At 41.3% G+C, this 15583-nt stretch carries 15 protein-coding genes and 4 pseudogenes; 10 read left to right on the top strand and 9 right to left on the bottom strand.

Features of this window, described 5'->3' with window-relative positions; genetic code table 11:
• Positions 1–41: 41 nt before the first annotated feature.
• From KNQ07_RS03870 to KNQ07_RS03855, 4 genes and pseudogenes are all read right to left on the bottom strand, one after another.
• Positions 42–833 (bottom strand): annotated as a pseudogene (locus KNQ07_RS03870) (AI-2E family transporter); the annotation flags it as partial.
• A 255-nt stretch (positions 834–1088) separates the two neighbouring features.
• Positions 1089–1919: a carbohydrate ABC transporter permease gene (locus tag KNQ07_RS03865; protein ID WP_214764892.1), complete on the bottom strand. Its 831-nt coding sequence runs from the start codon at positions 1917–1919 to the stop codon at positions 1089–1091.
• Positions 1916–2824: a carbohydrate ABC transporter permease gene (locus KNQ07_RS03860; RefSeq protein WP_214764891.1), complete on the bottom strand. Its 909-nt coding sequence runs from the start codon at positions 2822–2824 to the stop codon at positions 1916–1918. The genes KNQ07_RS03865 and KNQ07_RS03860 overlap by 4 nt, the downstream gene beginning before the upstream one ends.
• Positions 2821–4128 carry an ABC transporter substrate-binding protein gene (locus KNQ07_RS03855; protein ID WP_214764890.1) on the bottom strand — a complete coding sequence of 436 codons (1308 nt, stop codon included), beginning with the start codon at positions 4126–4128 and terminating at the stop codon, positions 2821–2823. The genes KNQ07_RS03860 and KNQ07_RS03855 overlap by 4 nt, the downstream gene beginning before the upstream one ends.
• Positions 4129–4577: 449 nt before the next feature.
• Here KNQ07_RS03855 and KNQ07_RS16090 point away from each other — a divergent pair.
• The 3 genes and pseudogenes from KNQ07_RS16090 to KNQ07_RS03845 form a co-directional block, all read left to right on the top strand.
• Positions 4578–4772 (top strand): annotated as a pseudogene (locus KNQ07_RS16090) (helix-turn-helix domain-containing protein); the annotation flags it as partial.
• Positions 4757–5044: pseudogene (locus tag KNQ07_RS16085) on the top strand (zinc ribbon domain-containing protein); the annotation flags it as partial. The pseudogenes KNQ07_RS16090 and KNQ07_RS16085, both read left to right, overlap by 16 nt.
• A 153-nt stretch (positions 5045–5197) precedes the next feature.
• On the top strand, positions 5198–5914 hold the full coding sequence (locus KNQ07_RS03845) for a DUF421 domain-containing protein (protein ID WP_214764889.1): 717 nt from the start codon (positions 5198–5200) through the stop codon (positions 5912–5914).
• A 148-nt stretch (positions 5915–6062) separates the two neighbouring features.
• Here KNQ07_RS03845 and KNQ07_RS03840 read toward each other — a convergent pair whose 3' ends face one another.
• From KNQ07_RS03840 to KNQ07_RS03825, 4 genes are all read right to left on the bottom strand, one after another.
• Positions 6063–7178, bottom strand: coding sequence for a M14 family metallopeptidase (locus tag KNQ07_RS03840; protein ID WP_214764888.1), 1116 nt, complete (start codon positions 7176–7178; stop codon positions 6063–6065).
• Between the two features lie 86 nt (positions 7179–7264).
• Positions 7265–7570, bottom strand: a complete 306-nt coding sequence (locus tag KNQ07_RS03835; protein WP_214764887.1) for a hypothetical protein — start codon at positions 7568–7570, stop codon at positions 7265–7267.
• Between the two features lie 66 nt (positions 7571–7636).
• Positions 7637–8680 carry a sensor histidine kinase gene (locus KNQ07_RS03830; RefSeq protein ID WP_214764886.1) on the bottom strand — a complete coding sequence of 348 codons (1044 nt, stop codon included), beginning with the start codon at positions 8678–8680 and terminating at the stop codon, positions 7637–7639.
• 10 nt (positions 8681–8690) lie between these two features.
• Entirely contained in the window at positions 8691–10022 is a 1332-nt protein-coding gene (locus KNQ07_RS03825; RefSeq protein WP_214764885.1) for a hypothetical protein, read from the bottom strand.
• 457 nt (positions 10023–10479) lie between these two features.
• On the opposite strand from KNQ07_RS03825, the pseudogene KNQ07_RS03820 reads away from it, so the two are divergent.
• The 7 genes and pseudogenes from KNQ07_RS03820 to KNQ07_RS03790 form a co-directional block, all read left to right on the top strand.
• Positions 10480–10671 (top strand): annotated as a pseudogene (locus tag KNQ07_RS03820) (glucose starvation-inducible protein B); the annotation flags it as partial.
• A 177-nt stretch (positions 10672–10848) separates the two neighbouring features.
• On the top strand, positions 10849–11196 hold the full coding sequence (locus tag KNQ07_RS03815) for a DUF2512 family protein (RefSeq protein ID WP_285801131.1): 348 nt from the start codon (positions 10849–10851) through the stop codon (positions 11194–11196).
• Between the two features lie 482 nt (positions 11197–11678).
• The gene (locus tag KNQ07_RS03810; RefSeq protein WP_214764882.1) at positions 11679–11957 is read left to right on the top strand and encodes a hypothetical protein; all 279 of its coding nucleotides are present in this window, start codon (positions 11679–11681) and stop codon (positions 11955–11957) included.
• A 68-nt stretch (positions 11958–12025) separates the two neighbouring features.
• Positions 12026–12424 carry a hypothetical protein gene (locus KNQ07_RS03805; protein WP_214764881.1) on the top strand — a complete coding sequence of 133 codons (399 nt, stop codon included), beginning with the start codon at positions 12026–12028 and terminating at the stop codon, positions 12422–12424.
• A 30-nt stretch (positions 12425–12454) separates the two neighbouring features.
• The gene (locus KNQ07_RS03800; protein ID WP_214764880.1) at positions 12455–13207 is read left to right on the top strand and encodes a VLRF1 family aeRF1-type release factor; all 753 of its coding nucleotides are present in this window, start codon (positions 12455–12457) and stop codon (positions 13205–13207) included.
• A 51-nt stretch (positions 13208–13258) separates the two neighbouring features.
• The gene (locus KNQ07_RS03795; protein WP_214764879.1) at positions 13259–13840 is read left to right on the top strand and encodes a GNAT family N-acetyltransferase; all 582 of its coding nucleotides are present in this window, start codon (positions 13259–13261) and stop codon (positions 13838–13840) included.
• 18 nt (positions 13841–13858) lie between these two features.
• A complete protein-coding gene (locus KNQ07_RS03790) occupies positions 13859–14332 on the top strand; it encodes a GNAT family N-acetyltransferase (protein ID WP_214764878.1) in 474 nt (157 codons plus the stop codon).
• Between the two features lie 52 nt (positions 14333–14384).
• Here the strand turns inward: KNQ07_RS03790 and KNQ07_RS03785 are convergent, their stop codons facing one another.
• Positions 14385–15437, bottom strand: coding sequence for a C45 family autoproteolytic acyltransferase/hydrolase (locus KNQ07_RS03785; protein WP_214764877.1), 1053 nt, complete (start codon positions 15435–15437; stop codon positions 14385–14387).
• Positions 15438–15583 lie beyond the last annotated feature (146 nt).

The raw sequence follows: 15583 nt of genomic DNA, 5'->3' as shown, positions 1-15583 counted from the left end.
GCATCCAGTTGCTGGACGATCGTGATGCCGATGATGACATACAATCCTTTGATCGGTTCATCCAAGAAGCCGATCAAGACAGCCGGCGCAGCACTGAGGAACGGTCCGAGGTACGGGATGATATTCGTCGCGAAGATGAACAGACCAAGCGGTAAGAAATACGGGACATCGAGCCACCACAGGACAAGTGTCGCGAGACTTCCGACGAATGTACAGACGATCAATTGCGCCCGGACATAGGAGCGGATCGTCCCGTTCATGTCTTTTAAAATCAGCAGGGCTTCCTTGCGGTAACTGATCGGGATGAACTGGACGAGCGCGTTCGGTAATTTTTTTCCGTCGACCAACATGAAGACATATAAAAAAAGGGCGATGAACAACGTGAAAACGGTCGAGGCAATCAACTGAATCAGCCAAAATACGGAACCGGCAATCGAGGAAAAGACGTTCCCGAGGAGTGCAGTCGCGCTTTTCATCGAACTTTCGACCGATGAAAACTGGCTCTCGAGTGACGGAATCGACGTCCCGTATTTGGCATAAAGCGACAGGGATTGTGTGTACAGACGTTCAGCAAAACCGGGGACGGCACTGATGAAGGCAAAAAGCTGTTTCGTGATCAGCGGGAATAAGGTCAAGAGAAACAAAATGACAAGGGCAAACAACAAAAGCAGGACGATAAAAATCGCCAGTTTGCGCGACCGGAGATGACGTTCGAGTGAATCGACGAAACCAACGGAGAGGTAAAATAAAATTCCGGCGATGATGAACGGGGTGAAGATGGTCGTAAACAGGACGAGTAACGGATAAAAGAGAAAGTCGACCTGTCGTGCCATATAGATGATGCCAAGTACAAGCAGGATGAACAGACCGATACGAAAGGAACGATTGGAAATCAATCCGGACAAGGTAATCTCCTCCTACTAATGGATGACATATGTGTTCTTTCCCCGAAAACCAAATTATTTATCCTGATGTTGGATTAAAAGTGGAGAGAGTAGGTTATCGTGCGGAGCATACTTTTAGGAGAATCACAAAAAGCCACTTCCCTGATTTTTGAAGGCAGGAAAGTGGTTTTTTGGTTGTTTTTGTTATCCTTTGTCACCACTCGATAAATCCATTCCTTGAATGAAATAGCGTTGAAAAAAGAAGAACAGCAGAATGACGGGCAGAAGGGCAAACAAAGATCCTGTCATCAATAGATTCCATTGAGTAGACGCTTCACTTTTAAAAACTTGAAGCCCTAACTGAAGTGTATAGCGTGTCTCGTCATTCAAGTATAAAAGTGGTCCTAAAAAATCATTCCATGCTCCATTAAAAGAAAAAATAGCCACTGTCGCTAAAGCCGGTTTTGATAAGGGTAGCATGATGTGCCACCAGATGTAAAAATGTCCTGCCCCATCGATTCTTGCCGCTTCAATCATTTCATTTGGAATTCGTAAATAGAATTGGCGCAAAAGAAATATGAAGAATGCACTTCCTAAAAAATAAGGAACAATAAGTGGATAATACGTATTGAGCCAACCTAATTTGGAAAATAAAATATATTGCGGGATGAGCGTGACGAACCCTGGAATCATCATCGTAGCGAGTAAAGCAATGAACCAAAATGATCGACCTGGAAAGTTTATCTTGGCAAATCCGTACGCAACAAAAGCATTAATCAAAACACTTGCCAGAACAGAAACAACCGTTAAAAATAACGTATTGACTAAATAGAGACCGAATGGAGCCGCCTTCCAAGTCGCCAGAATATTATCAAATCTCCAATTTTCCGGAAAGAAGGTAGGAGGATATCTTAAAATTTCTTCCATTGGTTTCAGAGCGGTTGAAACCATCCATCCTAAAGGAAGTAAGATGATGAGACTAACGATACATAAAAAGACAAACACGATTCCACCTCGTATGGTTTGTTTGTTCATCGCTGTTCACCTTCATAATGCACCCATCGACGTGCCCATTTGAAATTAAAGAGAGTCAACAGCAAAATAATGATAAACAAGAACCACGACATCGCCATCGCATACCCCATATTATAAGACTCAAAAGCCTGTTGCCAAATGCGCAGATTATAAAAGAGTAACGAGTTCACGGGTCCTCCTTTACCTCCTTCGCTCATCACATACGCTTCGGAAAAGATTTGGAATGCTCCGATAAAGCTGGTAATTAAGTCAAAAAAGACGACGGGTGTGATCAGCGGGAAAGTGATGTAGCGAAAACGATGCCAGGCATTCGCCCCTTCCAAGGAACCAACTTCATACAATGTCCGGGGTACATTTTGTAAGGCGGCCAGGTAGAAAAGCATACTACCACCAACAGACCACATTTTCATTAAAACTAAGGCCGGCTTCGTCCATTCAGGATCGGATAACCAAGCAGGACCGGCAATTCCTACGTAACCAAGTAAAGTATTCACAAGACCAGAAGCAGGAGAAAGGAGTTGCATCCATAATAAATAGACACCTACCCCGGAGAGAACAGCAGGTAAGTAAAAAATTGTCCGGAATACCCGCTGACCCGGAATTCCTTGGTTCAACAGGATGGCAAGCAACATCGCTCCTATTGTCGTCAAGGGAACACTGAAGGCAACGAAAAATAATGTATTGAATAACGAAACCCAAAATAAACTATCCTGGAAAAACATTTGCTTGAAGTTGAATAGCCCGACAAAGCTCATTTGAGACGTCATGTCGTAATTCGTAAAACTGGCATACAAGGAGAAAAGTAAAGGACCCGCAGTTAATAGTAAAAATCCAGCAAGCCATGGCAGGATAAACAGGTATCCTTGCCAGGCATCTTGTTTTTTTAAAGAGGAAGTGGATTTCATTCTTTTTTACCTGCCATTGACTGCTCTACTTTCTCTTGAGCATTTTGTAAAGCTTGTTTAGGTGAAGATTTTCCTAAGACTGCTTTTTCGATTTCTGGATTAACTAAATTCACAAGATCAGGGACCTCAACAGGTGTCGGAGTCAGAAGCGTCGTCTTCATGGCAGTCTCAGCTACTTGATAGACATCCTGCGCATCACCTTCTAGTCGGTTCACGACTGCATGTGCTGCTACGGTGTTTGCCACTTGATCATAATTTTTTTCTGCCCAGTACATTTGAGCTTCCTTACTCGTCATATAAGCGATGAATTTCGCCGCTTCTTTTGGATGTTTAGCACCTTTTGGGATTTCGAGCGCAAATCCTCCGCTCCAACTATAGTGACCGCTTCCTTTTTTTCTTTCCGGTAAGGGAACTACTCCAAAGTCCAGTGATGGCGCATAATCCCGAATCTGAGTATAAAATGTGGGCACATCTGCATACATAGCCACTTTTTGTGAGAGGAAGGGATTAGCTTGTTGTTCTCCGAATTCCGCTTTAAAAACATCAATTTTTTTTCGTCCCATTTTTTGATTAAATCGATTGATCCATTCTAAGGCCGCTTGATCTTCTGGTGTATTGATGGTCACTTTTCCATTGTCTAAATAATTACGACCATCTGTATTGATTAGCCAAACATCAGCTCCTACACCGAACAGAGGGTGGAAACCTACTTGTTCAAAGGACGAACCACTAGTTTTAGTGATTTTTTCATTCATCTTCTCTAAGTCTGACCACGTTTTAGGCGGTGTCATGAAACCTGCTGCACGGAGCATCTTTTTGTTATAAAACAAGATTCGGGTATCAAGCGTGAATGGAGCTGCATATAACGTATCTTCAGTAGTCACGGCTTTCCAAGCCTCTTGATGAGTTGTACTTTTAAGTTTTTTGACATCTAACAATGGATTGAGTGGTTCAATTTGTTGTTTCTTCGCCCGTAATTGAATGGCGTTAATATCACCTACGACGACATCAGGAATTGCATTTTTATTTTTAGAAGCGACGGCTGCTAATTCTTTCGTCCAAATATCCCCAAAGGGGATGAACGTATGCTTGACCCGCACTTCATTTTGGGATGCGTTGTAATCATCAATCATCTTCTCGATAATGGGACGACGTGTTTCGGATCCCCAAAACGACCAGAATTCAACGACTTTGCGCCCGTCCTGATTTTGGTCAGAATTGGCTTTGTCTTGCATGTACAAAACACCAGCAGCAAGACCTGATACAAGCAATACGAGTAAGACGATTAAAAGCACTTTTTTCATAAGTAACTCCTCCTTTAATAATGAATAAGGTATAATTTTTATAAAGGTATAATTTTTATACATGAATAAAATACCCATCTTTATGAGCTATCAATCATCGTTATTTACACGATCCGATAAGTATCTTCAATACCTATAAAAAACCTCTTCTTATACTAAAAAAGAATTTATGAAATAGCCGAGAACACTTATGACTTCAGTCGTGAGATGAATCGGCTTCGAGAAAGGGATGGCTGCTTTAGTCGTCCCTACTGTTCGACATCTCCAATCTCTTGCGGATCAACTCATAAACTGCTCCAGCAAAGGATGAAATTTATGTTTCTTTCTGATACGACTCAATCGCTTTCACTCGATCTTTCGAAAAATTAATCCGTTTGGGTATACGCTACATTTTGACATCTTTTTTTGTTTTTTTGTATAGACTACCTACATATCGAAAGGAGGTGGAAATCAAGGTGAAAAAACATAAAGCGTACAAATTTCGCATCTACCCAAATAAAGAGCAGGAAATCCTGATCGCAAAGACAATCGGGTGTTCACGATTCATCTTCAACCACTTTTTGGCGAAGCGGGAGGAAAGCTACAAGGCGACAAGGAAAGGCTTATCTTATGTCTCTTGTTCCAAAGAAAGTCCATCTCTGAAGTCAGTTGGTCTGCGTTCTTCCGCATGGTGGAGTACAAGGCAGAATGGTACGGGAAGACCGTCGTGAAAGTCGGCAAAACCTTTGCTCCCAGTCAAACTTTCCTCCAGTTGCAGACATCAACACAAAGACTTGAAACATCTTGATTTGCGTGAATGGACATGCCCAAGTTGCGTTCACACCACGACCATGATGTGAAGGCAGGACTGAATCTCAAACAAGAAGCAAAACGCATCTTAGCTTCTTCAATCGGCGTGACGACGGGGTTAGCCTGATCAATTTTCGACCGTTAGGTCGGATAACTCAGGAATCTCGGTACTTTAGTGCCGAGTAGTTCAAAAGGTAGCATTTAAATTTAGGAAGACTTAAGCAAATTCAAAAGTAATAGAGTGAAAAGATCCCTTAAAAAGATTAAAGGAGAGCGGAAAATGACTTATATAGAGATTGGAAGTAAGTTAATCTGTGGTTTGTTTGCATTATTATTAGTGACCCGAATTATGGGGAAGAAAACAATTTCGCAACTTACTCCGTTCGATTTTATCCATTCGGTTGTGTTGGGCGGAATCCTGGAAGAAAGTATTTATGATGAGACGATTTCACCATTAGAACTTTTATTTGCAATCTCTATATGGAGCGTTATGTTATTTTTAATAGAGTTCTTTTCCCGTAAATACGATAAAGTCCGAATTTTTTTTAAAGGTGAAGCTTCGATTTTAATGAAAGATGGAAAGTTGAATTTGGATGAACTAAATCGAAATCATATTGAAATGGAGCAACTTCGAATTATGTTGCGTCAAAAGGGAGCTTTCTCATTACGTGATGTAAAAGATTTATATTTGGAGCCTGGGGGAGCAATTAGTTTAAAAAAGTATGCCAGGACTGATACTGTTACTGCCGACATGATTGATATTAGCGTAAAAGATTCAACTCTCAACTATTTATTTATAGATGAAGGGAAAATTAATAAGAATATTCTTTATCATGTTGGAAAATCCATTGCCTGGTTATATGAGGAGCTGAAAAAAGAGGGCTACGAAGATACATCAAAAATTTTATATGCGGAGTGGTCAGAAACAGAAGGTTTTTTCATAAAAACGTATATCGAGAACGAAGCAAAAACATTCGAACCTTCAAAGGGAAACTGATTATAACGCTTGTTTACTTGATTTACTTGATTTACTTGATTTATAAGATAGCATTACTATATAAAAGTAATTTTAAGGGTGAAATAGGGACGATCATTGAAAGATAATCGTCTCTATTTTTTTTCATATTTTAATCAGAGCTAAGATTTTACTTCATCAAAGTGTGATTTGAAGGATCATTAATAAATTGTACCATCTGTTCAAAGATAAGATCAGCTTCTTTTAAAACTTGTTTTCGCCATTGTTTACTTGAAGGAATATAGAGTTCATCAAATCGTTTTCGGATGGCAGGTGCACACTCGGCTCGCCCGGCAAAGAGACGACTTTCATCGATCGTTGCTTTTAAGGAGCGTAAAAGCCCGATCGGTCCTTTTCCGACGGTTCCACATTCTACAGTAAACCCCATGAATCCAAGGTTCTGTTGTTTTGTGTAACGATACATCCAATTGAGCCATTCTCCTTCAATTTTGTAAAATTGTTGTTCTCTCGGGTTTTCTACAATCGGGTAGTGGAATATTTTTTTTACATCTTTTGAGTGCATCGGATCTTCAGACGACATGACCAACTGTACTTCAGCTTGATGACCAAATCCGGTATGACAATCTAGAAACAAGATGTGCGTATAGGCTGAAAATCGATTTGTCAGTTGGGTAAGAATTTGATGGAAATAAGGATCCGGTGCTGGTCCTCCGTAATAAAAGCCTGCCGGAAATTCAAACTGGCCTAATGTGGCACCTTTCATAAACCGCTTAGGACCTAACTGTACAAGGTGTTTAATTGTCTTAAACAGAAACGGAAAATACTCTAATTTGCTACCTGTGACGCTTCTTGGAACAAATAGATCAGAACTTTTTTTGAATTCAGGATTCGATAAATCGGCGTCTGTCCAGTCTTCTATGGCATTTCGATTAAAATTAATGTTTTTGTCTGATTCTTTCCGATGGTGCTTCATGCCATATGCATTGATGCCATGAAGCAGCAACAGATCAACTGTACCTGTATCAAGATGTGACAAATGATATTCAAGAAAACGTAGTTGCATGGCGCTACCTGTATACCCTTCGATTCCATGTAAGCCACTACTCAATACTAGCAAAGTTTGATTGCCTTCTCGTTTTGCATGAATCAAATCTGACTGAGTGTCTGCCGTTTGACGGAAAATGGAATGATCTATTTCAGGGTAACTTGATTTCAAAAAATAATGAGAATCTTCGATAAAACGGCTTCTTGCACATTCAAAAGTACCAGAAAAATACTGTAGCATCAGAAAACTCTCCTTCGATTATTTAAAGTGATAAATAATATATAATTTGACGTTCACGTCTGTTTTCAAACTCCAGTTCGACGATTTTAAAGAAATGTCACTAAATAGTGATAAGGGGAATACAGTTGTGCCTTTGAAATAAAAATTTCAGTTGGCTCTTCCGATTCCATCTTACCCCGAACATCAATGAAACACCGCCGCAACACATTTTCGATTTCAGAGACAAAATCCGGATATTGATACAACGGCTCATTGATCTCTCGCTTGATATGATCTTGTATCAACAGGATGCTCGGACTTGTTTTTTTTAAAACTAACCCGGAAAATGAAATCCGCTGATATTGATAATCTTGATTCATACAACTGACGATACGATCCAACTCTTTTTCCATTCATTTTCACTTCCTAATTGATTATGTTCTTCGAAAATAAATTGATTGATCCAGAAATGGCGCTTTTTATTGAGTGTGTTTCAAAGGTAAGCGAATTAAAAAATCGCTTCCTTTGTTTACTTCTGAGGAAACAGAAATCTGACCACCATGAGCATCAACAATTTCCTTACAAATCAGCAGACCAAGTCCTGTACCTTGTATTTTTTTATGCTCCTGATGATCCACCCGGTAATACGAATCAAACAGGTGCGGAATATCTTTTTTGGGAATGCCTAGACCATTATCACTGATTGTTACAACAACTTCTTCCGGACTACAATCCAGCAAAACGTCAATCCGCGGATTGTCGGGAGAATACTTGACTGCATTATTTATTAGATTGATCAACAGCCGACGGATTTTGTCTTCGTCGGCGAGGATTTTACACTTCTTATGTTTCGTATCAAATATAATTTGGTGAGAAGGAACAGAAATGTTCATCCAATCAACAATTTCCACCACTAAGTTTGAAAGATCAAATGGCTCAAAATGATATTTTTCTTTCTGATGACTCATTCGTTGGTAATCAAGAAATTCAGATACAAGATGTCCCAACCGTTGGGCTTCGGTTTTGACAGTTTTTAAGTATTTTAATTGTTTATCAGGAGGCAGTTTTCGGTGAATCATCAATTCACTGAATCCTTCGATTGAAGCTAAAGGAGTCCGTAATTCATGTGAAATCATCGAAATGAACGATTTCTCCTTTTGAATGGTCTCAACTTCCGCTGTGCGTTCTCGGAATACAAAAATGAGACCTCGTTGGTCGTCTAGTATCTCCGTATAAAGCCGAACGTATCGATTCTGTCTGATTTCAAAATCTTGTGTGGCAATCGGAAGCCCGACTTCAAGGTGACGCCTTACCTCATCCATATACAGTGAAAGAGCTTGATGGTCTACAATGAGACGTTCCATCACTTTCGTAATGGATGCTAATTCTTGAGTATCTTCTGGTAAATCAGAGAGTTCCGGAAAAAGGTTGGAAAGTGCCCTGTTGTGAATGAGCTGCCCGGCCGATAAGTCCACATAGATAATTGCCTCACGTAAACTATTTAAAATGCGTTGCGTCTTCAACTTATCTTCATTATAATTTCCGCATATTCTGTACACGTAAGACACCAAGTGACAAGATATTTGAGAGTGCAAAAATCGTCTGAGCATCCATACTAAGCGGTTCAATATACGTGAAAACAGCAAATGGAACAGTTTCTTTAGAATCTAGCAGAGGAATTGCCCAAATTTTTCGCTGCTGATGCATCCAGACTTGAGGTGATTGAAACTGTTCTGCTTGCTTCTCTAAATCAATCCGGATTTTTTCGGGAATAAGCCGTTCGGCAGTCGACCGAAATGCGATAAGTTCGTGTTGCGGCATCAACAATGTTAAGGCAACTTCCTCTATTTGGAGGTGATGCGCGATATCCTCAACAAGTCCATGAATGCAGTTCGGTGCATCATATTTTAATAATCTTCGAGCAAATTCATTTTGAAACTGTAATTGTTCTTGTGATCGGTTTTTATCAGCTAAAATTTGCTGAAGTTCTTGATTACTAGCAATGAGCCTGTCATTTATTTGATTCGTTTGGGATTGCTGAAAAGATAACATCGCCATCATTTGTTGCAATGCATTTCCAAGTGAACCAAGTTCATCCTGTCTATTCAATAAGGGAACCGAAGTGAGTGTATATGGATTTTTAGTTTGACGGATGAGACGTACGAGATCTGTTCTTAAACGATCAATCAATTTAAACGTCCAACCATTTAAAATAGCAAAAATAACGACTAATAAAGCAAAGGAGCCCCATAATGCCATGCGTGTTTTGGTTTCTAAACGTTTTTGGTCCTGCTTTTCCTGGTTGTGTATGCTTTGAAAATAAGATTCAACCGATTTGTTCGTATTTTCTAAAAAAAAACGAGTATCGATTGCAAACGTCGATTGGTCATTTCCGATATTCCGAACCGTATAAGGGATATTTCTATCCTGTAAAATAGTTTCTAGCCCTTCGGTATCGTTATTTTCTTCTGTATAGAGCTTCGCGAGAGGAATCAGTACTAGGGCATAATGGGACGAAAGCTGTCGTGCAGAATCAATAAACGATTGCGAACGTTGAGAAGTGTTTTTACGAGAAAATAGTTCTAGTTGATGGTTGATTTTATCTAATTTTTGATTTAACTTCTGAGTGTCGATTTTTTTATCTAACATTGAAGCTTGAATATTTATGTTCATTTGTTGTAATTGGGTCCACAAGTGTCGGGCTTCTACTTTTTGTTCGGTATATTCTGATAACACCGCATGATTTTTTTCAATCTGTTTAATCGATAAAAAAGAAGTGATTGTAGTAACAGTTAAAAATATTAAAAAGTTTAACAGCATCAAACCTAAAAACTTCCGATTTAAACTTTTTGAAATCGACTTCATGATTACCTCTTCCTAAAAATTAAATTAGTGACTAGTAAATAAATTGAAACAATTTATAATATCGTATCAGAAAACATACTTATTTTACACATGTTATTAAAAATTTGTACGAAATCTGATTCCTTTCAGATATTAATTATTAATTCGCGAAAAAAGAAAGAGAGTAATAGGATTTTGTTAACGCGTAAGTAATCAAAATCTAATTACTTAAAATATAAAAAAAGTTTTTTAGCTAAATTCTTGAACGATTAATTTTTTTCTTTTTTACGGTGGGGAAATTGTTTAAAAAGATAAAAATCAGGAAAAATGTTTGGAAAAATGTTTAAAGAGATTTTCGTGAAAGAGGGTATTTATAAAATTGTAAAAAATCTGTAACACTTAAACATGTATTAAAAGTATATGTATGGGGTACATAGAACATGTACGATCATTAAAAATTTAAAGGAGGAATTCAATCATGGCGGACAATAACAAAATGAGTCGTGAAGAAGCAGGACAAAAAGGTGGTCAAGCAAACGCTGAAAATCATGATCGAGAACACTTTGAAGAGATCGGACAAAAAGGTGGTCAAGCAAACGCTGAAAATCATGATCGAGAACACTTTGAAGAGATCGGGCAAAAAGGCGGTCAGAAAAATCAATCCAACAATTAATTATTAAGTTTTTTGTGGCATATGAAATATTGAGAGGTAACGGAGATTTTTATAACTAAAAGAAATGAGCCGGAAAAAAAACCGGCTCATTCGCATTATATGATGATTTGATTGAAATGGGGATGGCAATATGAATTGGAGTCATGGCAAGGCATTGATGGTTAAGTTGCCGCACTGTTAATTATATTTTTGCTCATTTTAACGGTAGGTTTTGATATAGAATGGTATCACTCTGTTTGGATGGCACTCGCAATTGGAATTATTGCCTATCTACTTGGTGATTATGTCATTTTACGAAAAGCTGGAAATCTTATAGCTACAAGTGCGGATTTTGGGCTTGTTTTTCTACTAACGTGGTTTTTTACAGGGACAGTACAAGGGGAATATACCAAATCCATTGCTCTTGCTGGTCTGTATACTGGTCTAGTTACAGCAGTAGTCGAATACTTTTTCCATGAATGGTTATTAAAAAACCGTCAGATGAAAGAGGTACACAAGAGAAGTCATCTGTCTAAATATTAATAATGGTTCTACTTAGGAGATATATTTCAAATTTTTGAAGTATATCTCCTTTTATTTAAACAGCACTTTACTTACTCATGACTAACTTTTAAAAAATAGAATAATGATGTAAAAATTTAACATTGTTTTAATCGTCAGAATAATTGGGTAACTCTTATTAGAACTACTTTAATGACTAATTTGATCATCTTTATGAATAAAGAGAGTGCTTTTGAGACGATTTAGATAACTAACCTCTATCCTAAACATTCAGTATGTATGTCCGGTTTTGAAATTAGACCGGGTACCTCTATTTTCCTCTTTGCCAATTTCCCAAATTGTAAAGGTGATGACGATCATTTTTTACACTAGAAAGGATAATAAAACACTCCTTATATAATTCATCGTTAAAATTCTCATTTTGTCATCAAATGTCCGACCGTCATTGCGACAAATAGTAAAGGGGCGGAACGATTTTCGTCATCATCGTTCAGGAACAAGCGTTGAATGCCGGATTGATCTCGGTCGCCGTCTTTCCGGTCTTGATTGCCGCCTTGCAAGGGTTGATCGGTTTTCCACTGACGTCGGTCATTCTGCGCAAGGAAGGGTTGCGGATCCGCGACGGAGTCCGTGATGGCAGCATTACACGAAAAGCAGCCATCGACCAGGCCGAAACATCCGAGAAACAGACGATTTCGCCGGAGCCGTTCCAGACGACGGCCGGCACGTTGTTCGTCGTCGGTGTCATCGTCTCGTCGTCTCGTCGTTTCTCAGCGGTTTAACGAACGGATGGCTGAATACGTTTGTCATTGCCTTATTACTCGGGATTGCCTTACGGGCGACCGGTGTCTTGAAACCAAACGTCTTAAACGGAATTGACGCGTACGGTTTGATGATGCTCGCGATTTTGTTGATCAACTTCGGACCGCTCGCTACGACCTCATTTGCGGACCTCGTCGAACTGTTTGTGCCACTGTTGATTGCCTTCATTCTCGGTGTGCTCGGGATTGTCCTATTTTCGATGCTTGCCGGGAAGTTCCTCGGTTACTCGTACCCGATGGCGATTGCAATCGATTTGACGTCACTATATGGTTTTCCCGGTACATTGATTCTCAGTCAGCAAGCAGCAAAAAATATTGGAGAGACGGAAGATGAGGTCCAGATCATTGAAGATGAAATTTTACTGAAATGGTCGTTGCCGGCTTCTCGACGGTCACGATCACATCCGTCTTTATCACCGGTATTTTAGCGTCATTCATTTATTAAAGGGGGCATTTTCATGGGACTTGGAGAAGATATCAAACGGTTAAAGGAATTTGACGAGTCGACGCAAGTCTTGTCGGTGTATCTGAGCACGGCACCGGATAAACGGAATCAGTGGGAGACGATTTTACGGAATGAGAAGAAACGTCTTTTGACGGAACAGGAGGATAAAAAAGCCGTTGAAAGCGTCTTTACGAAACTGGAACAAGCGATTAACAATCAGCGGACAGGGTTGCTCCGGAGTATCGTCGCCTTTGTCTCAAGTGATGATTCGCTTCAGGAAGTGTATTTGTTACAGCTTGATGTGACGGATGAAATCAGTTATTATAGCAAACCGAATCTCAATCAACTCGAAGTTCTTGATCAACAATTCCCACGGACCGGGATCGTACTGACGCATCTCGATTCCGCGACTGTCCTCGACGTCCGCCTTGGTGAAGTGGACGCGACGCACGAGTACGAACTGGATCTCGATACCGGGCAATGGCGGCGTTATCAGGGGAGAAGCGGACGAAGTGGCGCTTCGAGCAGCAATCAGACGGACGATTTCCGCAATCGGGTCGAACAGCAGGCAGAACGGTTTTACCGGGAATTGTCAGGAGAGGTCGAAAAATTGAACCGGTCGCTCGGTTGGGAGCAGATCATCGTCATCGGCGAACGATCGCAAGCGAACTTCCTCGAGCAGGCCCTAACGACCAAACCCAAACAGGTCATTCATAAAAATTTGTCGCAATCGAGCCAACAACAGATTCTCAAGCAGGTATTTTAAGCGTCCACGTCTAAAGTATAGCTTTAGACGTTACATAAGGAGTGACAACAGATGTTCATGCACCATATTACCGATCAATTGAGCTTAAAATTAATCGAACGCCAGGACGCCGACGCGTTGTATGCGTTGATTGACGCCAACCGGGACCACTTGCGGCAATGGCTACGCTGGGTCGACGGGGCGACCGGACCCGACATCTACCGGAACGAAATCATTCCGGCCTGGTTGACGGACTATGCGAACGGCAACGGCTTTGCCTGCGGGATCTATTTTGAGGGCGAACTCGTCGGGACGATCGCCTTACACGAAATCAATCAGACGTTACGGCAAACGTCGATCGGGTATTATTTGACCGGGAACGGACGCGGTAAAGGATTGATGACGACTGTCGTCGCATTTATCACAGACTATTGTTTTACGACATTACAACTGAACCGGGTCGTCAACGAATGTGCGGTCGGCAATACACGAAGCCGGAAGATACCGGAGCGTTTAGGTTTTCAGCAAGAAGGGATTCTGCGTGACGCGGAGCTTTTGTACGGGTCATATCATGATATTGCCGTTTATGCGATGCTCGCAAAAGATTGGTCCGGCACGTGCGTATCATCCGTACAAAATCAGCAAATGAATTAAAGCAGGAGGTGCCACGGAATGGTTCAATTCATGAAAATGACAGAAGCGGCCTATGCTGCATACTTACCGGAAGCCATCAAAGAATATGCCGAGGAGAAAGTCAAAGCCGGGACATGGGCAGAGGTGGAAGCGCTTGACCGGTCAGCCGCCGAGTACGGCCAATTATTACCGGACGGTATCCAGACGAAACAGCATTATCTGTTTTCGATCGTTGACGATCCCGAACAGCCGCCGGTCGGTATGATTTGGTTTCAATTAAGTGAATCGACGCACGGTCGAACCGCCTTTATCTTTGATTTCAAAATCGAAGAAGGCTATCAAGGGAAAGGGTACGGACGGCAAGCGATGGAAGTACTGGAGCAGGTCGCCCGACGGATGAACATTAAAAAAATCAAATTGCATGTCTTTGCGCATAACACGCGGGCGATTCATCTCTATGAAACGACCGGATTTGTCACGACAGACTTACATATGACCAAAACAATCGACTGAAAAACACCTCTGTGCATCCGAAAAATCGATGCACAGAGGTGTTTTGTTGTCTTCAGCGCCACGTTTGAAGGGTGTTTGCGAACTGGATATCGGTCTCGAGTTCACCATGGATGTGCGTTGACATAAAATCGTTTCCGGCCAGCCAATCTTTAAAATCAAACGTAACCGGCTCTTGATCACCGCCGAGAGCGAACCAGACTTTCATGTCGGTCGGGAAATAGGCTGACGTATGAATCGTGCCTGCCCAGTGACTGTACAACTCGGAGAAGACCCCTTTATCGGAATCGTTTAACAGACGGAATGCCGATTCCGCATCCTGAATCAAATGCTGATGCGTTTTCAGTTCCATCATCCGGCGTTTTGAATCGTCGAGATGGAACCGATTTTCGTGTTGCAGCAGATCAAAATGATTCGTACAGAGATTCGTCTCCCGGACTTCGATGTCGCGGGCTGTCGCTTCGATGACGAATGACCGGTTCGACCGGTCATGGACGACATAACTGAAAGATCCCCGGTGCGGCATCTCTTTGACGAGCGAAATCGCATCTTCAATCGAGGTACATGTCTCGAGGATGATCCGCCCAATCATGAAACTGACGAAGCCGTCGCCCGGACGACGGCGGTTGATGAAATTGTACCCCATCGCAAGACCATGTTCGTTCATCCCGTCCATTCGTCCGGTGACGCGGGACGCCGGTCCGATGATGGCGGAGACGCCATCCGTCGGTTGAAAGACAGAGAAACGTCCGTCGTATGTCATCGGATGATAATCATAATTGCGGACTAAGAAGTTATCGCCCGTCATGATGGAACAGCCGCTGCTTGGTCCTTCGACGCGGTAATGACCAAAATGGAGCAACGTATCGGCGAGCGATAATTCGAGTTCGTCCTGTAATCCGAGTAACTCGTCCCAAATGTACGGGGCATAGCGGAGAAACATCTCTTTCGTTTCGACAGGGTCGACCTGAAAACGGGGGACCCGGATTTTCCAATTGTCTTCACGGTTATGCAACAATTCATTTCGTTTCACATAACGGCCCTGTTCGCGGCCGAAGTCATAGTGTGTTCCGCGAAACTGCGTGATTTCGTTCGAGACAGACTGCACAAACTTCACTCCTTTTGTTTCTGTATGATTCTGATTATATCGAATCTGTCACCTCCTGTCGTAATCAAGGGCTTGGCACAACACATCCGGAAAATGAAAAACAGAAAAAGACTGAATCATTTGTGTAATCGACCGATAAACAGGTG

The sequence above is a fragment of the Exiguobacterium sp. s145 genome (genome assembly GCF_018618835.1).
In the GTDB taxonomy this organism is placed as follows: Bacteria; Bacillota; Bacilli; order Exiguobacteriales; family Exiguobacteriaceae; genus Exiguobacterium_A; species Exiguobacterium_A artemiae.
Note: the sequence above shows the minus strand (reverse complement) of the source record. Positions and strands in the feature narration are given on the sequence as shown.